The sequence below is a fragment of the Mesobacillus sp. LC4 genome (assembly GCF_053543455.1).
Map to the genome: position 1 here is coordinate 206,822 of NZ_JBGCUB010000003.1, position 21,761 is coordinate 228,582.

The 21,761-nt window shown below is 44.7% G+C and carries 22 protein-coding genes and 1 riboswitch; of the genes, 7 read left to right on the plus strand and 15 right to left on the minus strand.

Annotation, left to right across the window (positions count from 1 at the left end; translation table 11 throughout):
- Positions 1-31 precede the first annotated feature (31 nt).
- Complete coding sequence (locus AB5I83_RS11880) at positions 32-256, plus strand: DUF1128 domain-containing protein (protein ID WP_167833270.1); 225 nt, start codon at positions 32-34, stop codon at positions 254-256.
- A 128-nt stretch (positions 257-384) separates the two neighbouring features.
- Positions 385-699: a hypothetical protein gene (locus AB5I83_RS11885; RefSeq protein WP_448975591.1), complete on the plus strand. Its 315-nt coding sequence runs from the start codon at positions 385-387 to the stop codon at positions 697-699.
- Between the two features lie 198 nt (positions 700-897).
- Here AB5I83_RS11885 and AB5I83_RS11890 read toward each other — a convergent pair whose 3' ends face one another.
- The 9 genes from AB5I83_RS11890 to AB5I83_RS11930 form a co-directional block, all read right to left on the minus strand.
- Positions 898-1,482, minus strand: a complete 585-nt coding sequence (locus AB5I83_RS11890) for a molecular chaperone TorD family protein (protein WP_448975593.1) — start codon at positions 1,480-1,482, stop codon at positions 898-900.
- A gap of 49 nt (positions 1,483-1,531) precedes the next feature.
- Positions 1,532-4,630, minus strand: a complete 3,099-nt coding sequence (locus AB5I83_RS11895) for a molybdopterin-dependent oxidoreductase (protein WP_448975595.1) — start codon at positions 4,628-4,630, stop codon at positions 1,532-1,534.
- Positions 4,620-5,912: an NrfD/PsrC family molybdoenzyme membrane anchor subunit gene (gene nrfD, locus AB5I83_RS11900; protein ID WP_448975596.1), complete on the minus strand. Its 1,293-nt coding sequence runs from the start codon at positions 5,910-5,912 to the stop codon at positions 4,620-4,622. The genes AB5I83_RS11895 and nrfD overlap by 11 nt, the downstream gene beginning before the upstream one ends.
- A gap of 12 nt (positions 5,913-5,924) precedes the next feature.
- Positions 5,925-6,812, minus strand: a complete 888-nt coding sequence (locus tag AB5I83_RS11905) for a 4Fe-4S dicluster domain-containing protein (protein WP_448975598.1) — start codon at positions 6,810-6,812, stop codon at positions 5,925-5,927.
- Positions 6,813-6,836: 24 nt separating this feature from the next.
- Entirely contained in the window at positions 6,837-7,037 is a 201-nt protein-coding gene (tatA, locus tag AB5I83_RS11910; protein ID WP_079505480.1) for a twin-arginine translocase TatA/TatE family subunit, read from the minus strand.
- Between the two features lie 395 nt (positions 7,038-7,432).
- On the minus strand, positions 7,433-8,404 hold the full coding sequence (locus AB5I83_RS11915; protein WP_448975600.1) for a nuclease-related domain-containing protein: 972 nt from the start codon (positions 8,402-8,404) through the stop codon (positions 7,433-7,435).
- Positions 8,405-8,645: 241 nt separating this feature from the next.
- Positions 8,646-9,986 (minus strand): sigma-54-dependent transcriptional regulator, encoded by a 1,341-nt coding sequence (locus tag AB5I83_RS11920; protein ID WP_448975602.1) that lies wholly within the window; start codon positions 9,984-9,986, stop codon positions 8,646-8,648.
- Positions 9,958-12,171 (minus strand): ATP-binding protein, encoded by a 2,214-nt coding sequence (locus AB5I83_RS11925; RefSeq protein WP_448975603.1) that lies wholly within the window; start codon positions 12,169-12,171, stop codon positions 9,958-9,960. Before AB5I83_RS11925 ends, AB5I83_RS11920 begins: the two co-directional genes overlap by 29 nt.
- On the minus strand, positions 12,168-13,172 hold the full coding sequence (locus AB5I83_RS11930) for an ABC transporter substrate-binding protein (protein WP_448975605.1): 1,005 nt from the start codon (positions 13,170-13,172) through the stop codon (positions 12,168-12,170). Before AB5I83_RS11930 ends, AB5I83_RS11925 begins: the two co-directional genes overlap by 4 nt.
- 157 nt (positions 13,173-13,329) lie before the next feature.
- Here AB5I83_RS11930 and AB5I83_RS11935 point away from each other — a divergent pair, with 157 nt between their 5' ends.
- Positions 13,330-13,473: a hypothetical protein gene (locus AB5I83_RS11935; protein WP_448975607.1), complete on the plus strand. Its 144-nt coding sequence runs from the start codon at positions 13,330-13,332 to the stop codon at positions 13,471-13,473.
- A 67-nt stretch (positions 13,474-13,540) separates the two neighbouring features.
- On the opposite strand, the gene gnd is transcribed toward AB5I83_RS11935, so the two are convergent.
- The 4 genes from gnd to AB5I83_RS11955 form a co-directional block, all read right to left on the minus strand.
- Positions 13,541-14,437: a phosphogluconate dehydrogenase (NAD(+)-dependent, decarboxylating) gene (gene gnd, locus AB5I83_RS11940; RefSeq protein WP_448975609.1), complete on the minus strand. Its 897-nt coding sequence runs from the start codon at positions 14,435-14,437 to the stop codon at positions 13,541-13,543.
- A 146-nt stretch (positions 14,438-14,583) separates the two neighbouring features.
- On the minus strand, positions 14,584-15,444 hold the full coding sequence (locus tag AB5I83_RS11945; protein ID WP_448975611.1) for a MurR/RpiR family transcriptional regulator: 861 nt from the start codon (positions 15,442-15,444) through the stop codon (positions 14,584-14,586).
- A 215-nt stretch (positions 15,445-15,659) separates the two neighbouring features.
- The gene (gene map / locus AB5I83_RS11950; RefSeq protein ID WP_448975613.1) at positions 15,660-16,409 is read right to left on the minus strand and encodes a type I methionyl aminopeptidase; all 750 of its coding nucleotides are present in this window, start codon (positions 16,407-16,409) and stop codon (positions 15,660-15,662) included.
- Between the two features lie 361 nt (positions 16,410-16,770).
- The gene (locus AB5I83_RS11955; RefSeq protein WP_448975615.1) at positions 16,771-17,289 is read right to left on the minus strand and encodes a type 1 glutamine amidotransferase domain-containing protein; all 519 of its coding nucleotides are present in this window, start codon (positions 17,287-17,289) and stop codon (positions 16,771-16,773) included.
- A gap of 207 nt (positions 17,290-17,496) precedes the next feature.
- On the opposite strand from AB5I83_RS11955, the gene AB5I83_RS11960 reads away from it, so the two are divergent.
- Positions 17,497-17,772: a late competence development ComFB family protein gene (locus AB5I83_RS11960; RefSeq protein WP_167833256.1), complete on the plus strand. Its 276-nt coding sequence runs from the start codon at positions 17,497-17,499 to the stop codon at positions 17,770-17,772.
- A gap of 148 nt (positions 17,773-17,920) precedes the next feature.
- Here AB5I83_RS11960 and treR read toward each other — a convergent pair whose 3' ends face one another.
- Entirely contained in the window at positions 17,921-18,646 is a 726-nt protein-coding gene (gene treR, locus AB5I83_RS11965) for a trehalose operon repressor (RefSeq protein WP_448975617.1), read from the minus strand.
- A gap of 294 nt (positions 18,647-18,940) precedes the next feature.
- On the opposite strand from treR, the gene AB5I83_RS11970 reads away from it, so the two are divergent.
- Positions 18,941-19,261, plus strand: a complete 321-nt coding sequence (locus AB5I83_RS11970) for a helix-turn-helix domain-containing protein (RefSeq protein WP_167833254.1) — start codon at positions 18,941-18,943, stop codon at positions 19,259-19,261.
- A gap of 100 nt (positions 19,262-19,361) precedes the next feature.
- On the opposite strand, the gene AB5I83_RS11975 is transcribed toward AB5I83_RS11970, so the two are convergent.
- Positions 19,362-19,490 carry an anti-repressor SinI family protein gene (locus AB5I83_RS11975; RefSeq protein ID WP_226645451.1) on the minus strand — a complete coding sequence of 43 codons (129 nt, stop codon included), beginning with the start codon at positions 19,488-19,490 and terminating at the stop codon, positions 19,362-19,364.
- A 29-nt stretch (positions 19,491-19,519) separates the two neighbouring features.
- Positions 19,520-19,605: riboswitch (cyclic di-GMP riboswitch) on the minus strand.
- A 643-nt stretch (positions 19,606-20,248) separates the two neighbouring features.
- Here AB5I83_RS11975 and AB5I83_RS11980 point away from each other — a divergent pair.
- Both AB5I83_RS11980 and AB5I83_RS11985 read left to right on the plus strand, forming a co-directional pair.
- Positions 20,249-20,584, plus strand: a complete 336-nt coding sequence (locus AB5I83_RS11980; RefSeq protein WP_448975619.1) for a helix-turn-helix domain-containing protein — start codon at positions 20,249-20,251, stop codon at positions 20,582-20,584.
- Positions 20,585-20,839: 255 nt separating this feature from the next.
- A complete protein-coding gene (locus AB5I83_RS11985; RefSeq protein ID WP_448975621.1) occupies positions 20,840-21,466 on the plus strand; it encodes a nitrous oxide reductase accessory protein NosL in 627 nt (208 codons plus the stop codon).
- Positions 21,467-21,761: the final 295 nt, after the last annotated feature.

Consider the following 21,761-nt stretch of genomic DNA (forward strand, 5'->3'; position numbering starts at 1 on the left):
TGGTTGTACAAACATTGAGAGGATGAACGGAGTGGACTTAACGAAAAATTCTCCTGAAAACGTTGATTTCATGGTTGAGAAAATCAAGGAAAAATTGAAGTTCATGAACCTTGGAGCGATTAAATCGACGCATTTTGACAGTGAGATGTATGAAGAGTTGAAAGAAATCTACGATATGATCATGAGAAAGAATAACTTCAGCCCAAATGAAATGCAGGCGATTGCTGAAGAGCTTGGAAACTTAAGAAAGCAGTAATTGGGACAGGTACCATTTAAGGTGCCTGTTTTTTTGTTTTGAGAGAAAAATGTCAAAACTTTTTTGTTTCCACTATGCATATATTGTTATACGATTGTATTACTACTTTTGGAAGGGAGTGTGGGACCGTGAAAAAGCTGATGAATTATTCTCTGAGTCTGTTCATTTTGCTTTTACTCAGCCACAGTGCTCTTCCTGCCGAAAAACTGAAATTATTCGAGCCTAAATCTAAAGCAATCATCAGCATGGATCAAATGCATGAAGATGCTCCCGGCCCAGGCAAAGAAGACAAACAAGCCGCTTTCATTCCACCCGTGTTTGTCCTTCTTGTTTTGAGCATTTTTATAAGCAAAACAATAGACAGGACAAACAGGAATACAGCATTAGCCGCTTTTCTAACCGCAGTCTTTTTCCAGTCAAACTATGTGATCAGCCCTCTTTGATTTTTTCTCTAAAAAAAATCAAGGAGGAATGATAGTATGTGGTTTCGATTCCTGATGATCGGTTTCTTTTCAATGACGGCAATAGGCTTCATGTTTTATCAGGGCATTGAGTTTTATCAAGCGTTTATAGATTACTTTAAACAAAATAAGTAAGACCAAAGCGAAACGGTCCCCGATTATGAGGACCGTTTCTCCTTTTTATGCTGCTTCCACCCAATCTTCACTCATCAATTCCGCATAAAAGCTGAGAAACTCCTTAAAGAATGGATGATTAATTTTTGTTTCGGCATTCTCCAGCAATGGTTCCAGGACTGGCTTGATGAATCTAGCCAGCATTTCTTCCTCTATTTCTTCTAATTGTAGGAGTCTTTCGCGGTCGTCTTCTTGTTCCGCCTGGATTTCCCCCTGTAAAATTGAACTAATGAATGCGGTCATGCTTCCGAAATGGTCTGGCAGCCGGTCTTGCTCGAGCGGGAAGTAAAAGGCTGTTTTTTCATAAAGGCCAATCAGACACAGCAGTTCATGCCTGCGGGCTTCTTCATCTTCATGACTTTTACTATAAGACGAAAAGTATGGGGAGACAAAATGATCTCCCGGTATGAAAAAGTGATTGTCATACCAGAGCTGCACTTCTTCCCGATTGTATAAGGAATGAAATGAAAGCTCATTCTGCATTCCTTCAGGGACTTCGTTCATGAATGCTTCGTAAGTATCCCAGTCACCCAGCCAGATGCTTGTCATGATATTCGCAATCGCCAGCTTTCCATATCGTTCTTCCATCATTGTCTCCACCTTCGTTTTCCAAGAAATTTCGGAGTTGCCTCCGATGTTGTTACGCTTTTTCCACGTCCACGAATACGTCCTGCTGTGCCGGACCGCCAATCAGCAAGTCTGCGAGATAGCCTTCGAAGTAGCTGCCATCGCGGTCAGATAAGGCATTGACGGAGAAGCCCAGTCCACGCGGTTTTGCATAGCCTGATTCTTCATGGAGCGGCTTGTTGAACTGGTACGGTGTATGGCCATATTTCCCTGCTGGTTCTATTGTTTTGCCATCCACTTTAACTGCTTTTGAACCGTATGCATTGTGCCCAAAGCTGAAGTTCGCTCCGACGACGCCTGGCTTGATTCCTGGTGTTACAAGGGCACGGCCCTTCACTTTAGAATTATTGGAAGAGATATAAATCTCATCATCTGTTTTGATTCCTTTTTTCTTCGCATCAACCGGATTGATCCACAGATAGTTCTCCGGTTTCACTTCACGCAGCCAGGCATTTCCTTCAGTCCGGTGCGTTGCCATATTTCTTGATTTCCAGTTGATGAACTGCAGCGGTTTGTTTGGCTTATAGATTTCGCCATCGTATGTCTTGATTTCCTCTGCGACCGGCACGCCTTCAAAGAACTTGCCAGTGTAGGCACTCTTGAAGCCTGCTGCCTTTTCATCGTAAAAATAAACCTGTTTTGCCCACTGATACTTAAGTTTGTTGCCGATATATTCATCGCCAGCTGCCTCAAAGCGTCCGCCGCGATTCAATACATAGACGACTTTCTTCCATTCTTCCGGTTTGACGGCATTTTTCAGCTTCTGGATGTCGAAATATTTGCCTAATGCTTTCTGCCTTGCTTTTTCAAAAATCGCGAGCTCTTCAGCGTTTGCATCCTTGACCGGCTTCTGGCCGTCAAAAGCGATGTTCGCAATCCGTTTTACGTAATAATCTTCAGGTGTGTGTATCGCTGATCCGTCAACCAATGCATTGTCTCCGACACCTGGAAGGCCCATGCCTTTTAGCAAATCGATGTACACCTGTTCAGTTGGACGTGCGTCAGGAACGACTCTTGTCACCGGCTGAATGACACCTGCGAATTTATGCTTCAGAATCGGGAAGATGTCTTCCGCGTTCCAGCTTTCCAGGTATGCAAGATCCGGTAAAATAAAGTCTGCGTACTTTGAAGTTTCGCCGATGATCACGTCAGATGCGACGACAAGTTCAACAACTTTTGGATCCCTGATGAACTTGGCCTGCATTTCTGATCTTGGTGCAGACATGACCGGTGAAGTCCTGTTGATCAGCAATGCCCTGATTTTATATGGATAGCCTTCGGCCGAGCTAGGCAGGACATCATGGATCAGTTTATTGCCGAACGGATACCATGGGCGTTTCGCTGGATATCCATCTTTAGCAAATAATGATGTTTTTTCATAAGGAACCTTATGCCTTGTGACCGGGATTCCCCAGCCTTTGTTGGGATTTGGCACTGTCGCAAGATCATATCGTCCCTCTGTTGCTTTATACTTGGCGCCAAGTACGGTGTCGCCCCCCTTCCAGTCATGGTTGCCGACAAGGTGGTTCAGCATATTGATGGCACGAACACTGTAATAGCCATTCGTGTGCATTGCCGGTCCTCGATAAGAATGGATGCCGACCTTTTTACCATGCGAAGTGAACTCACGGGCAATCTGGACAATCTGGTCTACTGGCACATCTGCTTGCTTTGCATATTCTTCGATTGATTTTTCCATGACTCTGTCTTTAAAAATACGGAAAACAGATTTTACCTTGATGCCATTTATGGTTGTATCTACATCAAGCTCTCCGTTTCTTGCTTTTGCATGTGAGACTGGCTTGCCATTTTCGATGACCACAAACTCCTCGCCGCCGATTCCAAGGTCCTGTGCACGGACGAACGGGCGCTTCTTTTCCCCGACATTGACAAGGAAAGAAGCATCGCTCCAGGTTGTTTCGCCGTCCTCATTCGCTGCTTCCTGGTTCGGGTTGCGAAGATAAATATTGTCATAGCGATTGTTTTCGATGATCCAGCGGGACATGGCCATTGCAAGCGCTCCATCTCCGCCTGGTTTTACAGGTACCCAGACATGTGCTTTCTCTGCTGTTTTACTAAAGCGCGGATCTATTACGACCATCTTCATGCCGCGGTCGATTGCATTTGTGATCTGCGGTGCGAAAGTGGTCGGCCCACGGTTTGCGACCATTGGGTTTGTTCCCCAGACGATGACCATCTCCGCATTGTCATAATCAGGAATCATCCGTTTCTTCGGCTTTTCTGCATCATGTGAGCGGACATTTCCCATTACGCTCGTAATTCCGCAATAGCCGCCATGATCATAGTAGTTGGCCGTACCTAAGCTGTTGGCTGCAAGACGCTCGATGAACTCACGTCTGTGGCCAGCCATCACGGCGATCTGGTTCGCCTTTGGCCCAAGATCCGGATGGTTCGTATCGATCAGGATGTCCTTGTATTTTTTATCAAATTCAGCTTTTGTCATTTCACCAGCCTTCAGCAGATCCCAATCGGCCATGACAGCTGCTTCAGGTGCATATTTCCACATTTCTTTTAACCCAGGTGTGCGAAGATCCTTGCTGCCCTCGAGGATTTCCTTGTATGCCTCTTCCCAGCTGACCGTTTTCCAGACGCCGCTTCCTCTCTCACCCACGCGCTTCAATGGCTTTTGGATCCGGAATGCATCATAGTTTGTCTGGATGCCGGCCTGCCCCTTCAAGCAAGTACGTCCGCCGCGAAGTCCGCGTCCCATTTTGGCAACATCTCCGGTTCCTTTTACAGCCTGTGAAACTGGAGTATCATAGTTGATATGGCCGATTTGCACCATATTGATCGGGCTGTACTGGTTGCCGGCAATCTTGCGGACGATGGAAGAATAAGCTCCGCCTGCCGCTCCAGCCGTAATATAAGTTTTGATTGTACACGTTGCATTACATTGCTGACATGACGTGAAGATAACATTTTCCACTGTATAATCTTGATAATCGGTGCCAGTTCCGTGAGGTTCATCAATCCAGACACCGCCCATTACCTGCTTGACTGGCCCGACGAATGCCGGTCCGACAAATGCGACAGCGCCAAGCGTTCCGAGCGCTTTTAAAAATCCACGCCGTTTCATTGGTTTATTTTCCATTATGGCTCACCTCGTCAGAAGTTTCTTCGATTGGCAGCAGCAGCTCACCGAATGAGTAGATTAATAGTCCCATCGCGACGACGCCGACGCTGACCATCCATTCCTTGATCGTTGGCGCGTAATTGCCCCATGGCAGTTCGTGAAAAACAGGTGTGACTAGCGGCGGGACAACGATATTGAATCGGACTCCGATGATTCCGATGACGATCAGGACAGCAGCCGCAAGCAGTGCATTGATGTTCTGGCTTGTTTTTTTCCAGAAAACAATCGTGATCGGAATGACAGCTCCCAGGAACATTTGCACGAACCAGAATGACCAGGCTTTTTCACTGGCCATCATCGTTGCCAGGGTATCCAGATGTTCTGCCTCAAGACCGTACCAGCCGATCAGATATTCATAGAATTGAAGACCAAGGTCGATGATCAGGAACCCAACCATCAATTTTGCGAGGGATACGACCATCCCCTGATCAATAGGCTGTTTCTGGACCTTTTTCTTGATGACATACATCGCTAAAAGCAATGCAGTTCCCGAAACCATCGCAGATACGACGAAGATGATTGGGAATAAAGCGGTATTCCATGCTGGTCTTGCTTTTACAACAGCGAAGATGGTTCCAGTTCCACCGTGCACACCGAGGATCGCGAGCGGGATCCCGACGGTGCCGAGGATTTTCATCCACATATGATCACGCTTCTTCGTAGCTGCATTGATGGTTGCGTTTTTGAATGTGATCAATTTTGCGACAAACCCTTTCAGCGAATTGGTTTTTGCTGCGCGGACAAGGTCTTCTCTCATCGCGATGTAGAGCTCGACTGCCAGTAGTCCGATGTACACGAGGTAAAAATGGACTTCCCAGGCAAGCGGTGACGTGACATTCCAGTAGATGATCGCATTGAGCATTCGCTCCGGACGGCCAAGGTCCATCAGGACGAAGGTCAGTGCGACAATCATACAGACTATCGCGGTAAAAAGCGCCGCCTTACCGACTCTCTCGTACTCTTCCATTCCGAAAACATAGATCAAGGTCGACAGCAGGAACGATCCCGCACTCAAACCAACGAAGAAGATGTAAAAAGCGATCCAAGCTCCCCACGGGGTGATGCTTGATAGATTCGTAGCCGCCAGCCCCGTGAAGAAGCGCTCTACAATAAAATAACCGCCGATCAAAAAGGCAACAGTTAAGGCTGAAACCCATATTTTAAAAGCCTTCGATACGGTCACATTGATTTTTGTTTTTGATGTGCTTTTCTCTTTTAAATCAACAGCAAGATTGGCCATCGCCAGTCCCTCCTATCTTAGATAAATGACATTCGGATGTGTTCCAAGCTCTTCCTTCAGGCGGAATGCTCTTGGACTTGCAGCAAGCTTCGATACCACACTGTTCGGGTCGCTGATGTCACCGAAGAAGCGGGCATCGCCAATGCACGTTTCCACACACGCTGGCTCTTCGCCTCTTTGCAGGCGATGGAAGCAGAAGCTGCATTTACGGACTGTGCCGATCGGCGTCTTGCCTTTTTCACGATTGCCGCGTTCGACGCCGTATTCAGGGCTCGTTACATCATTCGCGCCTTGCATTTCCTGTTCATAGCTTTCGCCGAAATCGAAGGATCTCGCACCATAAGGGCAGGCAACGATGCAGTAGCGGCAGCCGATGCACCGGTCATTGTCGATCGCGACAATTCCGTTTTCCATTTTATAAGTCGCTCTTGTCGGGCAAACCTGGGCACATGCCGGTTTGTCACACTGCATGCACGGCCTTGGCAGGTTGACTGCCTTGATATTCGGGAACTCGCCTTCAAGCGATTCCATGACGACGTTGTAGGAGATTCCCGGCGGCGTCCTGTTCTCGGCCTTGCAGCTGACCGTACATGTATCACAGCCGACGCACTTCTTCAGGTCGATGACCATCGCCCATTTAGGCCCGTCACCCTTCCTGATATCCGGGCCATCAGCTGAAGCGTAGTAGTTGCCGAATTCCTTTGTCAGTGATGAAGAATAGACTTTATGGAAGTCTTCAATTTTCAGTTTGCCGCTGATAACCTTCCTGGCATCGCGCGCCATATTCAGGCCAAGCTCTGTGTCATACTGGGATTCATCCATTTCCTTCTTGGCATCTGGCAGCATCTTGTCGACGATTTTATCGTAATCCACCTTTTTCTCATTTGAAAAAAGACCCATTTTCACTCACCTCTTTTTTTGCGTTTAGATTTCTTTTTTGATTTCCTTGATGTCATCCGCGATATCATCGGTAATATCACTTGTCAGCTCACGAGTCGATTTCTTGAATTCCTTCAGCGTCTGACCGAACGCCCTGCCGATTTCAGGCAGCTTTTTCGGACCGAAGATGATCAACGCCAAAGTCAGGATTAAAATCAAACCAGGAATGCCAATATTGGATAGCATGTCGCCACTTCCTTTTTTAGTTTTCTTGCTTATTTATAATGCAAGCTGCGTGCCAAGTTTTTTGGCATGGTGGATTATTAGGTGTATGGACTAGTGGAGCGCTTGTGGGAGTAAGAATTGGGGAAATCGTGACACTTTTGTGAACGCGAAAAAGCGGCTGAAATCGAATTTTCGGATTGATCTCGGCCGCTCGTTATGTGACATTTTGGCATGGTGTTGCAATTTTGGCATGTGACATTTTGGCATGGTGTACAGGAATGGCATGAGACATTTTAGCATGGTGTGCAGGAATGGCATGAGACATTTAGCGTGAGGTTCCAATTTTGAGATGTGACATTTCAGCTGGGTTTGTTGGATTCTCGTACACTTCGATGAGTAGTTTTTGGATTAAACGATCATTCCCACAACTGAAAGTTCTTTCCTGGGGTGTAGATTCTTCCTTTTGTGGATCCGGTGCTATCAAGGTTCAGCACCGAAAGCAGCCTTTTTGATTGGTGAATGGAGGAAATGTTGAGGAAATCACTGAATTGCGCGTTGGTAATCGATGGCCCATTGATGAGAAAGAAATCTTTCAATGCGGCAACATGTGCACTCTTTGATGTATGACCGCATATCTTGCAACCCCATAGACCATGAAATCTTTCCATGCCGATTGTATGGCATTTTGGACACTCCACCCCTTTCTGGAATTCACTAAAAGGAATTTCTTTTATGTCAGGAAGATATGGTGTATGTTTCCGCAATAGAAGCTTGACCATTTTCTTTATATCTTGATTTGTGATTACATCCTTTTGATATTTTTCTAAATACGAGCTGATTTTATAATAGATTCCAGGGGACTTGAATACTCTTTGGCTGACTTCTTTATTTTGAGTTGGATTTTTAATCAGGGCTTGTGAATTGGTGATGGCAACGAGCGGTTCCAACGGAGGTGGGGAAAATTGATGACTAGTTAGGAAGGCTTTGAGTTGTCGTCCTTGTATTTTCGTCTGGAGGATTGGATCAGGGTATACCTTTTCAATTCCGTTTAAATATTGGATCATTTGGTTGAATTCCGGGTAAAATTCGAGCGTCCCGGCATAATACTTGGAATCAATTGGAATGATGAAGGAATTGGAGATGAATAGAGTGTCAATTTGGAAATGAGTATCATTGTAGGGGATTCTGATATCATGAAGGATTGTGAATTTTGAGTGGTCGATTTGTGAGATATGGTAATCTAATTCTTTTTCACCTTTGTATCCTGCCCGCTTTCTGGATAATCTGCTCTCAAATTCTGCTTTTCGTGGATGATTTACCGGTAATCGCCTTATAATGGCCTCATAAATCTTTATTTCTTTTGGATTGGATCGAATCTTCGCTATCAATAGCTTCACTCCTTCTATATAATTCTCCTAATCATTCGATATTTGTAGTCAAATCACCTTCTAATTTAATTGTGAACATTTTTATTGGCGAAGTTCACAACTTTATTGGCGATAATTTCATTTTATTGGCGAAAAAATTATTTTATTGGCGATTTTTCACTGTTTATTGGCGAAAATCAAATTTTATTGGCGAACTGGAAATTCCACTCGTTTTTTTCCAGTTCGCCTCACTACATACAAACTACTCTTTCAACCCATATTGATCAATTTTCCGATACAGATTCCGGACGCTGATGCCGAGCACGTCCGCTGCCTTTGTTTTGTTCCAGTTCATCTGCTTCAAGGCGGTTTCGATGTGCACCTTTTCGACTTCTTCCAGAGAGCAGAGCTTGGTTGCCACACCAACGGGAGCATCAGTAACTGCTACCTGTTTCGGCAAAAGCAAATCATCCGCTTCTATCAAGCTTCCCTTCGATAGCAGGACGCCGCGTTCAATCAGATGGCTCAGCTCGCGGACATTTCCCGGAAAATCGTATTGCTCTAACGCGGCCTGAGCTTCCGCCGACAACTGCTTCGACTGGTCTTTCGTCCTCATAATAAAGTGCTCAATCAGCGCGGGCAAATCACCCTTCCGTTCACGAAGCGGCGGAATCGTCAGCTTCACAACATTCAGCCGGTAATAAAGATCTTCGCGAAAACGTCCTTCGGCGACTTCTTTTTCCATGTCGCGATTCGTGGCAGCAACGACACGCACGGTCACATGGCGCTCGCGGACATCACCGACCCGACGGAATTCGCCAGTCTCGAGGAAACGCAGCAATTTTACCTGAAGAGCAAGCGGCATTTCGCCAAGCTCATCCAAAAACAGCGTCCCGCCTTTCGCTGCTTCGACCAGCCCTTTCTTCTCGTGGCTTGCTCCGGTAAAAGCACCGCGGGCATGACCGAACAATTCGCTTTCCAACAGATGTTCAGGCAGCGCACCAGAATTCACTGGTACGAATGGTTCATCAGCACGGCAGCTCCAATAATGAAGAGCCTTAGCAAACAGCTCCTTCCCGGTGCCGCTCTCGCCCTCAATAAGGACAGGCACATCACTGTCAGCAATCCGCCGCGTCATCTCGAGCACTTCTTTAAAATTGGCACTGTCACCGATAATATGAAATTCATTATGCTGGGCGATGATTTTTTTCATCGAGTCATTTTTCTCTTTGAGCGCTTTATTTTCAATAGCCTTGCCAATTGTCAGTTCCAGCTCTGATAGATTATAAGGCTTGGTGATGTAATCGAAGGCGCCCACCTTCATCGCTTCAATCGCGGTATCGATCGTCCCATGCCCTGTCAGGATCAACACTTCGATATCAGGCTGTATCTTCTTTGTTTCTTTTAACAGCTCAATGCCATCCATACCGGGAAGGCGGATGTCATACACGCCGATGTCATATTCATTCGTTTTCACGAGTTCGAGGGCGTCCTCTGCCGTTCCTGCGCTGTCCACGTCAAAACCTTTCCGCTTCAGCCTCCTCACCAAAAGCTCAAGCAAATCCTGTTCATCATCAACGACCAACAATCTTGTTGCTGACATCGTAGCCCACCTCCGTTGTATCTATTACTGTGTTTCCGTAGACATCTGCATGACCTGATTTGGAAAACCTTTGTCCACTCGCTTCTGCTGAGTTTGCCACACCAAGCCCCGCTTTCAGCGAACGCTCTGCCGGCAGCTGGATTTCCACTGTTGTCCCTTCTGCAGGTTTACTGTCAATTGCAATCGTCCCGCCAAATTGCTGGATGATTCCATAACAAACGGATAAACCAAGTCCGGTTCCTTTGCCGATTGGCTTTGTTGTGAAAAACGGGTCGAACAGTTTATCCATCGCTTCGGCAGGGATTCCGTGACCGCTGTCAGTCACTTTGATTGATACTGATTCGTCGAAAGACTTAGTTGCTGAAACGATAAGTCTACCTTCGCTTTCCATTGCATCAATTGCGTTATTGATCAGATTGACGATGACCTGCATCAGCTTCAGGCTGTCTCCGCTGATCAGCGGCAGCCTATCCGCGACACGGAGCTCTAGCTGGATTCGCTGCTTTTTCAGCTGGTGCTCGACAAGGCTGATGCTGTTCTCAATGATTTCCCTAATCCGAATTTTGTCTTCTGCCCAATCGTTCTTACGCGAAAAATTAAGCAGGTTCCCGGTGATCCGTTTGCAGCGCTCAGTATTTTCCTTAATTTTACGAAGATAATGCTCCATTTCTTCTTCATCGAGGTCCTCATCACCGGCCTGGATCCTGTCAATCAGATCCTCTGCATACACATTGATCGTCGCCAGCGGATTGTTGACTTCGTGTGCGAAGCTCGATGCCATGATGCCGAGCGCGCTTAGTTTATCCGTCTGGATCATCGTTTCTTCCATTTGTTTTTGCTCGGTGATATCCTCGAGCACGACGAGGAATTCGCCTTCTTCCTCAATCGCGTGATTCAGCGGGAACACCCTGTGCCTGAAAATCCGCTCGCCATTGGCGCCGTCCTTGAACTTCATGACCTCGTCAGCAATTTTATCTAGGTCTGGACAGGTAATCGGGCAGTTCAGGCACGGCGCGTTCTCCCCGCCGATCACCGCGTAACAAGGCAGCGTCAGCCGTTCCTCGTTCAGCCACCCTTTTAAAATCGGATTCATCCAGGTGATACGGTATTCTTTTGTCACAAGTGCTAGCCCGGCGCCAATTCCGTTCACCACCACATCGAGCCTTTCCTTCTCCTGCTCTAGCAATCTTGATTTTTCGAGCAGTTCCTTGCTCATGTCGTTGAAGGAATCTGCCAATTTTCCAAGCTCATCGGTGCGCCTCATTTTCACCGGGCTGATCTTCCGTCCCTGCTTCAATTTGTTCATTTCCCGGTCAATCGAAACAATAGGCCTTGTAAAATAAAGCCCAGCCCAAACACTGATCAGGCTGACGGTTAAAATCAGCAGCGCAACCGCACCGATTCCGCTCTGGAGCATCCTGTTGATCGGAGCGAACGCCGTTGCTTTCGGCTGCTCCATCACAAGCACCCAATCCAAATCCTCGATTTCTGCGGTAACGCCGAGTTCATCCTCGCCTCCAGAAGTCTGCTTTTGCCAGAGTTTGCTGTAATCCTGGTGGGCGATGACCCGTTCTTTGTCATCCAGTAAATAAATATAAGAAGAATGATCCTGTCGCATCGAAGAAATTTTCCCGATGATTTTTTGAAGCTGGACAGTCACTCCGATTGCTTTCTTGCTGTCGTCTTCATAAAAAGGGATTGCCAGTTTCATGACAGGCTGACCGTATTGGTTGAATTCCACCTGGCCATATACCTTGTCACGCGATTGCAGCTGGAACCACATATCGTCCGTAAACCACCGTTCCATGTTTCCAGCAATATTGAGTTCGTAACGGGATACCCTACTTTCGACAAAGCCTTTTTCATCCGCGATGATGACCTCTTCGATCGATTCGCTTTGCTGCAGGAGGTCATACAGGGCGCTTTGTTCTTTATTCAATAGATTCAGAGAAGCAAGGACATGGATCCGCTGGAATGTCTGACTGAATTCGTATTGTATTTCCCGCGATAGATTCTCGAGCACCAGATGCTGTTTTTCAAGGATCCTTGTTTCCAGGTCTGCTTTTACAAAAGAGTAATAGTACAGGCTGAGGAGCAGTAACGGGATTGTCGACATGACGACTCCGAACACGAGCACCTTATTGCGGATGGTCTGGGAATGCATGAAATCCATCAAATATTTCATCGCTTGCTCCCTCCCTGCACTTCAGGGTGGATCAGGTCGGCGATATGCAGCAAATCCTGATTATAGCTGACTCCAAGTGCGTCCTTCGTCTGCTGGTTGACGACAAAACGGATGCCGTCTGGCAATTCAACAGGTAAATCCCCCGGTTTGTTTCCCTGCAAAATCAAGCTGACGAATCTTGAAGCCTGATATCCTTGCGAGTAAAAGCTGGACCCATAGCTCGCCAACAGTCCTTTTTCCGCTTCAAAGTCATACAGCCCCATGGCCGGAATCTTCTTCTCAGAAGTCAGCCTCACTATTTCATCTGTCAGTGACTCAATCCTGAAGCTCGGCAGGACGAGGATAGCCTCTCTTTTGCCAACTGATGCCCATAGTGTATCCAAGCAGTCCTTTGAAGCATCACAAGGTGCGATTTCCACACCCAATTGAGTGGCTGCATTCCTTGTCTCATCAAGGCTTAATTTGCTGACATCAATCTTGCTGTCATAAATCACATGCACCCTGTCAACAGCGGGCACAAGTGAGGTAAGCATCTCAAGACGCTTGCCGGAGATACTCGCATGGTAATTATTGATTCCGGTAAAAAGTCCACCCGGAGACTTGTAATCGTTGATCAATCCCAGTTCTTTCGGAGCGGCAAGTCCGGCAAAAACAACCGGAATCTCGATCCTGGCTTCATCCATTTTTTCCTTTAGTCGAAATGTTTCAATCCCGCCAAGCGTCACAATCAGGTCAGGTTTCGCACTAAGCAGCTCATGTATTTGCCTATCTATCAAATCTTCATCATCTTGTGCATTTTTCACGGTAAAATGGATGTTCTTCGTGTTGTAACCCAGATCCATCAAGCCCTCTCCAAGGCCAGTGAATTTCTCATATCGGTTTTCGCCAATCATCAGGACGCCGATTTCAACAGACTCTTCCCCTTTCACTCCCAGAAAAGCATAGATCATCGCCGAAACGGCAACTGTCGTCAGGAAAAAGAAATACCACTTTGTTTTCACATTCCGCGCCCCCATTTTCCGTATTCACTTCCACTATAACGGAAAAAGCAATGTAGCCATCTTGCAAAAAAGGATAATTTTATGAACAAGAACAAAAAGCGCAAGCGCCTTGTTCAGCCCCGACAAGCGTTGGAGGGCCTGACAGTGAAGTCTCTCTTTGACTTCATTGACAGGACCGAAACGTCTCGAGCTGCTCAAAGCTAACGCTTCTCGCAAGATACTCGAAGAAGATACTCGGGATGAAAACTGGCTAGGCGCTGGAGCTGGATTAAGAAAACTGCATGTAGTTATCCACATTTAAAGTATTTATAAATCCATACAAAACAAAAAAGGTCCCCCTCTATTCGAGGAGAACCTGGATTCATGTCTTATTTCTTTTCGACAGCATGTCCGCCGAATTCGTTTCGCAATGCTGCGACAACTTTTCCTGTGAACGTGTCGTCTTCAAGTGAGCGGTAACGCATCATCAGTGACAGTGCGATGACTGGTGCTGCTGTTTGCAGGTCCAGCGCTGTTTCGACTGTCCATTTACCTTCGCCTGATGAATGCATGACGCCTTTGATGCTTTCAAGCTTAGGCTCTTTGGAGAAGGCATTTTCCATCAGTTCCATCAGCCAGCTGCGGATGACGGAGCCGTGGTTCCATACACGTGAAACTTCTTTGTAGTCATAATCGAATGGGCTTTTTTCCAGAATGTCAAAGCCTTCAGCGATTGCCTGCATCATTCCGTACTCAATCCCGTTGTGCACCATTTTCAAGAAGTGGCCGCTTCCGACCTTTCCTGTGTAAAGATAGCCTTTTTCGATTGAGATGTCCTTGAAGATTGGCTCAACATGAGCAAAAACTTCTGCGTCGCCGCCGATCATTGTGCAGGCACCATTGCGAGCGCCTTCCATTCCGCCGCTTGTTCCCACATCCATAAAGTGGATGCCCGCTGCAGACAGCTTTTCAGCACGTCTTAACGTATCTTTATAGTTGGAGTTTCCGCCATCAATCAGGATGTCGCCTTCTTCCAAGTATGGTGTGAACTTCTCGATCACCTGGTCGATCAATTCTCCGGCAGGAATCATCAGCCAAACCACGCGCGGCTTTGGCAGCATGTCCGCCATTGCCTGATAATCAGCTGCAATCTCGGCACCCTCTGTCTTGATTTTCTGCATTGCTTCTTCATTAATATCGTTCGCCACAACTTCATGGCCGTTTTCCATAAGATTCAATACCAAGTTATAGCCCATTTTACCAAGGCCAACCATTCCTAGTTTCACTTCGATGCACTCCTTTTAGTTAGCATCTTTTCGGAGGTTTCCAAAACCTAATAGAAACACTTTTACGAAAAGAGCTTTGTTATAACATGATAGTATCAAATATTTTTTCATATGTATATCCATTAGATGAAAATATTTTTCACAAACTAAAATCTTTTAATCGAAATGGCTTCTCTTATCTTCTGCAGATTCCCTAGCGTTTGTTCCTGTCTCGTTACAGATACCGCAACATGAATTACGTCAATTAGACTAAGCTGGACCAGCCTTGAAGCTAAGGCTTCGGACCTGAATAGCGTTTCACGTGATGTGGTATAGAGAACGAAATCCGCTTCTTTCGACAGCGGTGATTTGTAATGTCCGGTAATCGCGATGGTCGCTGCCCCATTAGCTTTTGCAATTTTCAACGCTTCTATGACATCTTTATTACTGCCGCTATGCGAAATACCGATTGCTGCCTGCCCGGGACCGAGCAGCGCTGCTGAAATGATTTGCTGATGACCGTCACTATGGGCATTGCAATGAATGCCTGTCCGCAGGAATTTATGGTAAGCATCAAGCGCAATCGCCGATGATCCGCCCGAACCGTAAAAATCGATCCTTGTAGCCTTTCCCAGAACATCGATAATGTTTTCAAGCACTTTGGCATCCAATAGATTCAGCGTTTCCTTCATCGCTTCAATATGTCCGGCGAACACTTTTTGCGCAAGGGTTACGACTTCATCTTCTTCCTTTATTTCTTCATGGATATTCTTGATCGGTTCCACAAGCTCACTCGCCAGGGCGATTTTGAAAGCTTGATATCCTCTGAATCCAAGCCTTTTGCAAAAGCGGAAAATCGTCGCTTCGGCAACAGAAGCATGCTCCGCAAACTCGGTGATCGAAAGATGGATGATTTCCTGCGTGTTTTTCAATATGTAATCTGCGACCGCCTTCTCCTTGGAGGAAAGCGATGAGTAGATAGCGTTAATTTTCACGACCACATTTTGTCCATTTAGTTCACTGGCCATATTTCCTCCCCCTTTTCTGACGACTTTATCTTACCAATAAAATTTCATCTTTATTTGCAGAAGATGAAAATTTTTTTCACCTTGCATAAAAAAGTCGGGCCAAACTTTGGTTCAGCCCGATGCTTATTCTGTCCTGACAGAATCGTAACTAACTATGATTCGATACGAAGCATTTTTATTAATACAACCAACCTTTTATTCATCCGATGCAGTTATTAATCCTGTTCTGTTAAAATGACGGGACCATCCTTTGTGATCGCAATCGTGTGCTCATACTGGGCAGACAGTTTGCCGTCGACCGTTCTTGCAGTCCAGCCATTGTCATCCATCTTCGTTTTCCACTCTCCGATATTGACCATTGGTTCAATCGTGAACACCATGCCCTCCTTGAGCCGCGGCCCTTTTCCAGGCAGCCCATAGTGCGGAATATCCGGCTTTTCATGGATTACAGAACCGATTCCATGTCCGATGAATTCACGTACAACCGAAAATCCCTCGCCTTCCACATAGGACTGGATCGCATGGCCGATATCCCCAACACGGTTGCCCGGCACTGACGCGGCAATGCCACGATATAATGCCTCTTTTGTCACTTCCATAAGCTTTTGCGACTGCTCGCTGATATCGCCGACTGCATAGCTCCAGGCGGAATCGGCAAGAGCCCCGTTCAGGTTGACGACCATGTCGATCGTCACAATGTCGCCATCCTTGAGAGCCTCTTTTCGGGGAAAACCGTGGCAAACCTCATCATTGATGCTTGCGCACGTTGCATATTGATAGTTCCGGTAGCCTTTTTGCTGCGGAGTCGCCCCATTCTTTTTCAAATACGCCTCCACAAACTCATCAATTTCCCAGGTCGTAACCCCAGGCTTAATCATTTTGCGCAGCTCTTTATGAACAGAAGCAAGCAATTTTCCAGCTTCCTTCATATTTTCAATCTCTCGTGCCGACTTTAAAACAATCATTCCTTCATCTCCCTGATTCATTTCATCCTCTATATTATCTTATACGTAAAATTTCTCAAAATGAACCAGTTCATCACAAGGTAAAAGAAAAACAGCCATTTTCATTCGATTATTTTATGGGTAATAGATTCTTAATCAAATCTCCGAAAAGATTTTTCAGCTAGTATTTGATTTTATAGCGAGTTTTTCTTTTATATAGCGAGTTTTTCATTTATATAGCGAGTTTCTTGTTTATATAGCGACTTTTCCATTTTTATAGCGAGTTTCTCGATTTTATAGCGAATTGGAGATTCCACTCGTTTTTTCCCAGTTTGCACACACAGTAAAAAACCCTTCTGCCTCAGCAAAAGGGTTCTTACTTTTATTTTTCCAGCACTTTAAGTGATTCGCGGTTGAACGCCGGAATATCTTTCGGTTCTCTGCTTGTGACAAGCTGGTTGCAGCAGACGACGACTTCCTTGTCCATGTATTTCGCTCCGGCATATTCCATGTCGACGCGGATGGATTTGTATCCGGTTGCGCTTCGGCCTTCGAGCGTCTTGGCTGTCAACAATAGTTGTGGACCATGGCAAATCGCGAATACCGGTTTCTTCTCATCCATGAAGTACTTGGCGAATTGCACGAATCGATCATCCCCGCGCAGCTGGTCAGGTGAGAACCCACCAGGGATGAATAGTGCATCGAAATCTTCCGGCTTGACGTTGTCGATGCTTTCGTCAATCTTGACCTCTGCTTTGCCTTGCTTGCCTTTTACTGTCTTGCCTTTTTCTTTTTCGATTGTCATAACTTCATGCCCAGCTTCTGTAAAAGCGCGTGAAGGCTCTAGATATTCCACATCTTCAAATAGATCGGTTATTAAACAGGCAATTTTTTTACCCATAGAATCAACATCTCCTTTTGTGTGTAAAATTCTACCCCTAATTAAAATTCCCTGTCTGCTCCTGATGAAACATCTTGTTGACACTTCCATATTTTTGTATAAACACATGTAATTAGACCCATCTTATAACGATGATAAAAAAAACATTTTATATTTCCGTCATTCAACTATAATTTAACTTAGGACATCAATAGGGAGAGAGGCATCATGAATTTTAGTTATGTCAACGTAATGGAAGAGGTCGTTTCGACTCTTGTCAATGTGCTGATGCTGAGCCCGGATTACCAGACTTTCTGCAGTTGCCAGAAATGCCGGAACGACATCATCGCCATCAGCCTGAACACTCTTCCAAGTCACTATGTCACGACAGAAGACGGCCGAAAGATGGTCTATGAGCAGCTTAATACCCAAGAGAACAGATCCTGGATCAATAAAAGGATCATCAGTGCCATCCATCTCGTCGGGAAGTATCCGAAGCATTAAACCGGAAGAGCATAGAGTCTTCCTGGAACTGGAGTATTTCATCAGAAAAACGAGGCGTCTTTTGATGAGCAACGGGCGGAAATTAAATAAATAAAAGCTGCCATGATATTGCCTGGTTCATCCGGCATCCATAATGGCAGCTTCTTTTTTATATAGACTGTGTATCCATACGTCTTGCAAAGTCCACGAATCGGAACTTGTCAGGGCGGTGCCTGGACTCAGTATATTGGAATAGGGTGGCATCATCAAAATGAATATAATTTTTCACGATGACGATTGCATGGAACCCTTCCATGTCAAGTAGCTCTCGGTCCTCTGCGCTTGGTTCCTCCACTGTGAATTCTTTCTTCGCAAAACTGATTTTCTTCTCAAGCTGCCCTTCAATATACTCGAATATCGAGTTCTCGCATTTCTGGCGGGACAGTCCTAGCACATGCCTTTCTACCAGATAATCCTTATCGAGGATCACTCGTTCTTCATCAATATGCCGGACTCTTTTTACCTTCCAGACCTTTTCATCATTACCAACATTCAATTCCCTGGCGATTTCCTGGCCGGCCAGCTCGAGAGTGAAATCCTCCACTGTCGTTTTCGCCTTTCCACCCATATTCTCTGCCAGTTCTTTAAAACTAATCAATCCGGTGATCGGAAACTGATGCCGTTTCAAATCGAGGACAAGTGAACCTTTGCCGCGGATTTTTTGGATGAAGCCATTTTGGGCAAGCAGATTCAGTGCTTTGCGGATGGTTTCCCTCGAGGTTTGATACATATCCGCAAATTCATTTTCAGATGGCAAAATCGTTTTTGCTGGATAATTTCCTTCCTGGATCTGTTTCGCAATTTCTTCATAGATTAATAAATATTTTTTTTGCATAATACATCACCGTACCTTGTCTGATTGCTACCATTTTACCTTTTTTAAGTCCGTTTGAATACAATAGACAATCGTGTTTGTCTTTTTCAAAAAAACTTCATAAAATCATCTACAACTTCAAATACAATCGCCGATATAAAAGCTGCGAGTTTTTTCCCAATAAGTTTTTTTCTAAAAGTGAACCAAAAAATCTTGGTGTTGGTTATAATTGTTCTATAAGGTGTTCTTAATATGGAACTATTTTATCAGATTTGTTATGATATAACTATAAATTGATAAGGTGTGTGGATAACAGTGATTGGTGAACGCGTCAAAAAACTTCGACAAGAGAAACGAATGTCCTTATCCGAATTGGCAGAACAAGCTGGCGTGGCAAAATCATATTTGAGCTCACTCGAGCGAAATCTTCAGACAAATCCTTCAATACAATTCTTAGAAAAGATCGCTGGAGTACTGAATGTGCCAGTGGACCATCTCATTCATGAACAACCCGATAAAGAAAACATGGATTCAGATTGGGTCAATCTTGTAAAAGAAGCAATGGATTCGGGGATCACAAAGGATCAATTCAAGGAATTTCTTGAATTCAATAAATGGCGACTTCATAATAAATGATATCCAGGACAGCTTAGATGGCTGTCCTTTTTTGTGCAAAATAAAAAGCACCTCCATAAGAGCTGCCCGATTGCACTTCTAATCTCTATGTATAAATTCCTCAGCTATTTTTCGTCTGCGTTAAAAACTCCCTGATTTCTTCTTTGTTAATTCCCATTTCTAATGCTTCCATTATAAGCTGCATCCATTCTGTATCCAGTTCTTCGAAAACTACCTGCTCTTTAATCAAGTTCTTCCCCCCAAAATACAGTTAGTATTCCAGGCAGCCCGGCCATCATAGTACATTGCACCTTAGATCCGTGACTTTGCGTCCTAGTTTTTCAACAAGTTTGCCTTTTTCTGTACCTTTTTACTCACTTTTAAGTCCCAATGTCATTGTACCGTGTTCTATATATTTAACATGTAAGTATTTGTCGCCTGCAATAGAAGGTTTTTTTCTTTTTTCTTCCAAATGATTACAAAATCATAGCAAGAAAGAGTATTTTTCTGAAAATTACAATGATTTAGATAAGATTTTTTGTCAAATAATATCTCTAATTGTTGAACTCTTTTTAATTTTTTACCCCCATAAACTCAAGGGTTGGCCATTTTTTTGTACTTTTGCTTTTTCCAGTCCGACATAATGGCCACTTTTTCAAGACTGATGGCATTAAAAAATGGATATCTCGTTAAATCATTCCCGCAAATCGGGCAGATCCATTCTCCTGCCTCACTGCTGCTAAACGAAGGACGATTGCAACGATCACAATTCTTTCTGTACACGACATCCTGCCTCCTTTTTAAGTGGCTTACTACCTCATTCCACTGAAGTATAGTTCATTTGTACCAATCTTGAAAAAGTCTAAAATATGGCGAATTTTCTTAAAAAAGAACAAAAATCGTTCTTTTTTAAGAAAATACTCTGTTTATCTCAGTTTCTTGTATTTTTAAAAGAACTAATTTGTTCGTTATAATGAATTAATAGATGAATTTAAAGGAGATTGCCATATGACGGTTGGCGAAAAAATTAAAAACTTAAGGCTGAAGAAGAAGTATTCAATTAGTGAGCTCTCTGAAAAAGCGAATGTATCCAAATCCTATCTCAGTTACATTGAAAGGGGAATACAGGGTAATCCCTCACTTCAGGTGCTTTCCCGGCTCGCAGACAATCTAGATACAAGTGTTGAGTATTTGATGGGACAACAAAATACGAAAGCTTTCCTGAAGCCTGTTGATGAGGAATGGGCTGGACTCGTTGATGAAGCCATAAAAAATGGAATAAGCAAAGAGGACTTTGCTTATTATGTGGATTTCATGAAGTTTCAAAGCAGGAATAAACAGTAAGCTTATATACTAAAATACAAATTAAAATCGCTCTTTAGACCAAATATTTCACGATATTACCGCTTATCTTTTTTTGAGCCGACAAAATACATAGTCACTCCCCCATGCACTGTGACCTGGCATATTTACGGTGCCAGAAATCTGTCACAAAATATTCATAAAAACAATGTACTTCTCACGTTTTCCCCATTGATTTTTCGCATTTTAATCACAACTCCTTGATAGGATTAAATTCGATCAAAGGAGGAGAATGGAATGAAGAAACTATTTGCTGTCATGATAGCATTCTTATTAATGATCATTGTTTCTGCTTGCGGAGATGAAGCGGCTGAAAACGAACAGAAAGATGAACAGGAGACTGCGGCAACAGAAGTTAAGCACGAGGAGAATGATCACGATCATGGTGATGGCCCTCATGAGCCTGGTGCCGAAGATGTTTGTGCCTTCTGCAATATGAAAGTATACGATGAAGCTGACCCAATGGGTGTATTTACAGCCCAGGCTAAAACGAAAGACGGCGAGTATGTATTCTTTGACGACTCCGGATGTCTGTTGAATATCGCACGGCGTGATGATGTGGAATTCGAGGAAAAGTGGGTGCGTGATTACATTACATCTGAATGGATTGACGCCGACTCCGCTACTCCAGTAAAAGCAGATCTTAAAACACCTATGAAATACGGCTACGCATTCTTCAAGGACTCAGAAAGTGCCGAAAAATTCATTTCAGAAAACAACGGCAAGAACCCTGCTACCGCAACATGGGAGCAAATCGACCAAATCGCAAAAGAACGCTATATGAAAAAAATGAAGATGAACAACGATAGCATGGATAAGGATAGTAATATGGATGGCGACAGTGAAGAGGAAAGTGGCCATTAAGTTGTGAAATTATACTTAATAATAGGCTCTGTTAATGCAAAATGTTGTTTACAACCCTGTTGATTGCAGTGGAATGCGCGTAGACTCCTCCGAAAATGCTAACGCATATTCATCGTGCGTGGGCAGGTTCGAGGAAGTAACTCAATTTCCTGCGGGCTTAGCTGGTCAGATGAGACCCCGCAGGAGCAAAGCGACGAGGAGGCTCAGCGCCAGTCCCGCGGAAAGCGAAGCGCCTGGAACGAAAATCAACAGTCTAGTTAAACAGAGCCTAATAATAAAATCCCGGTGCAGAAAT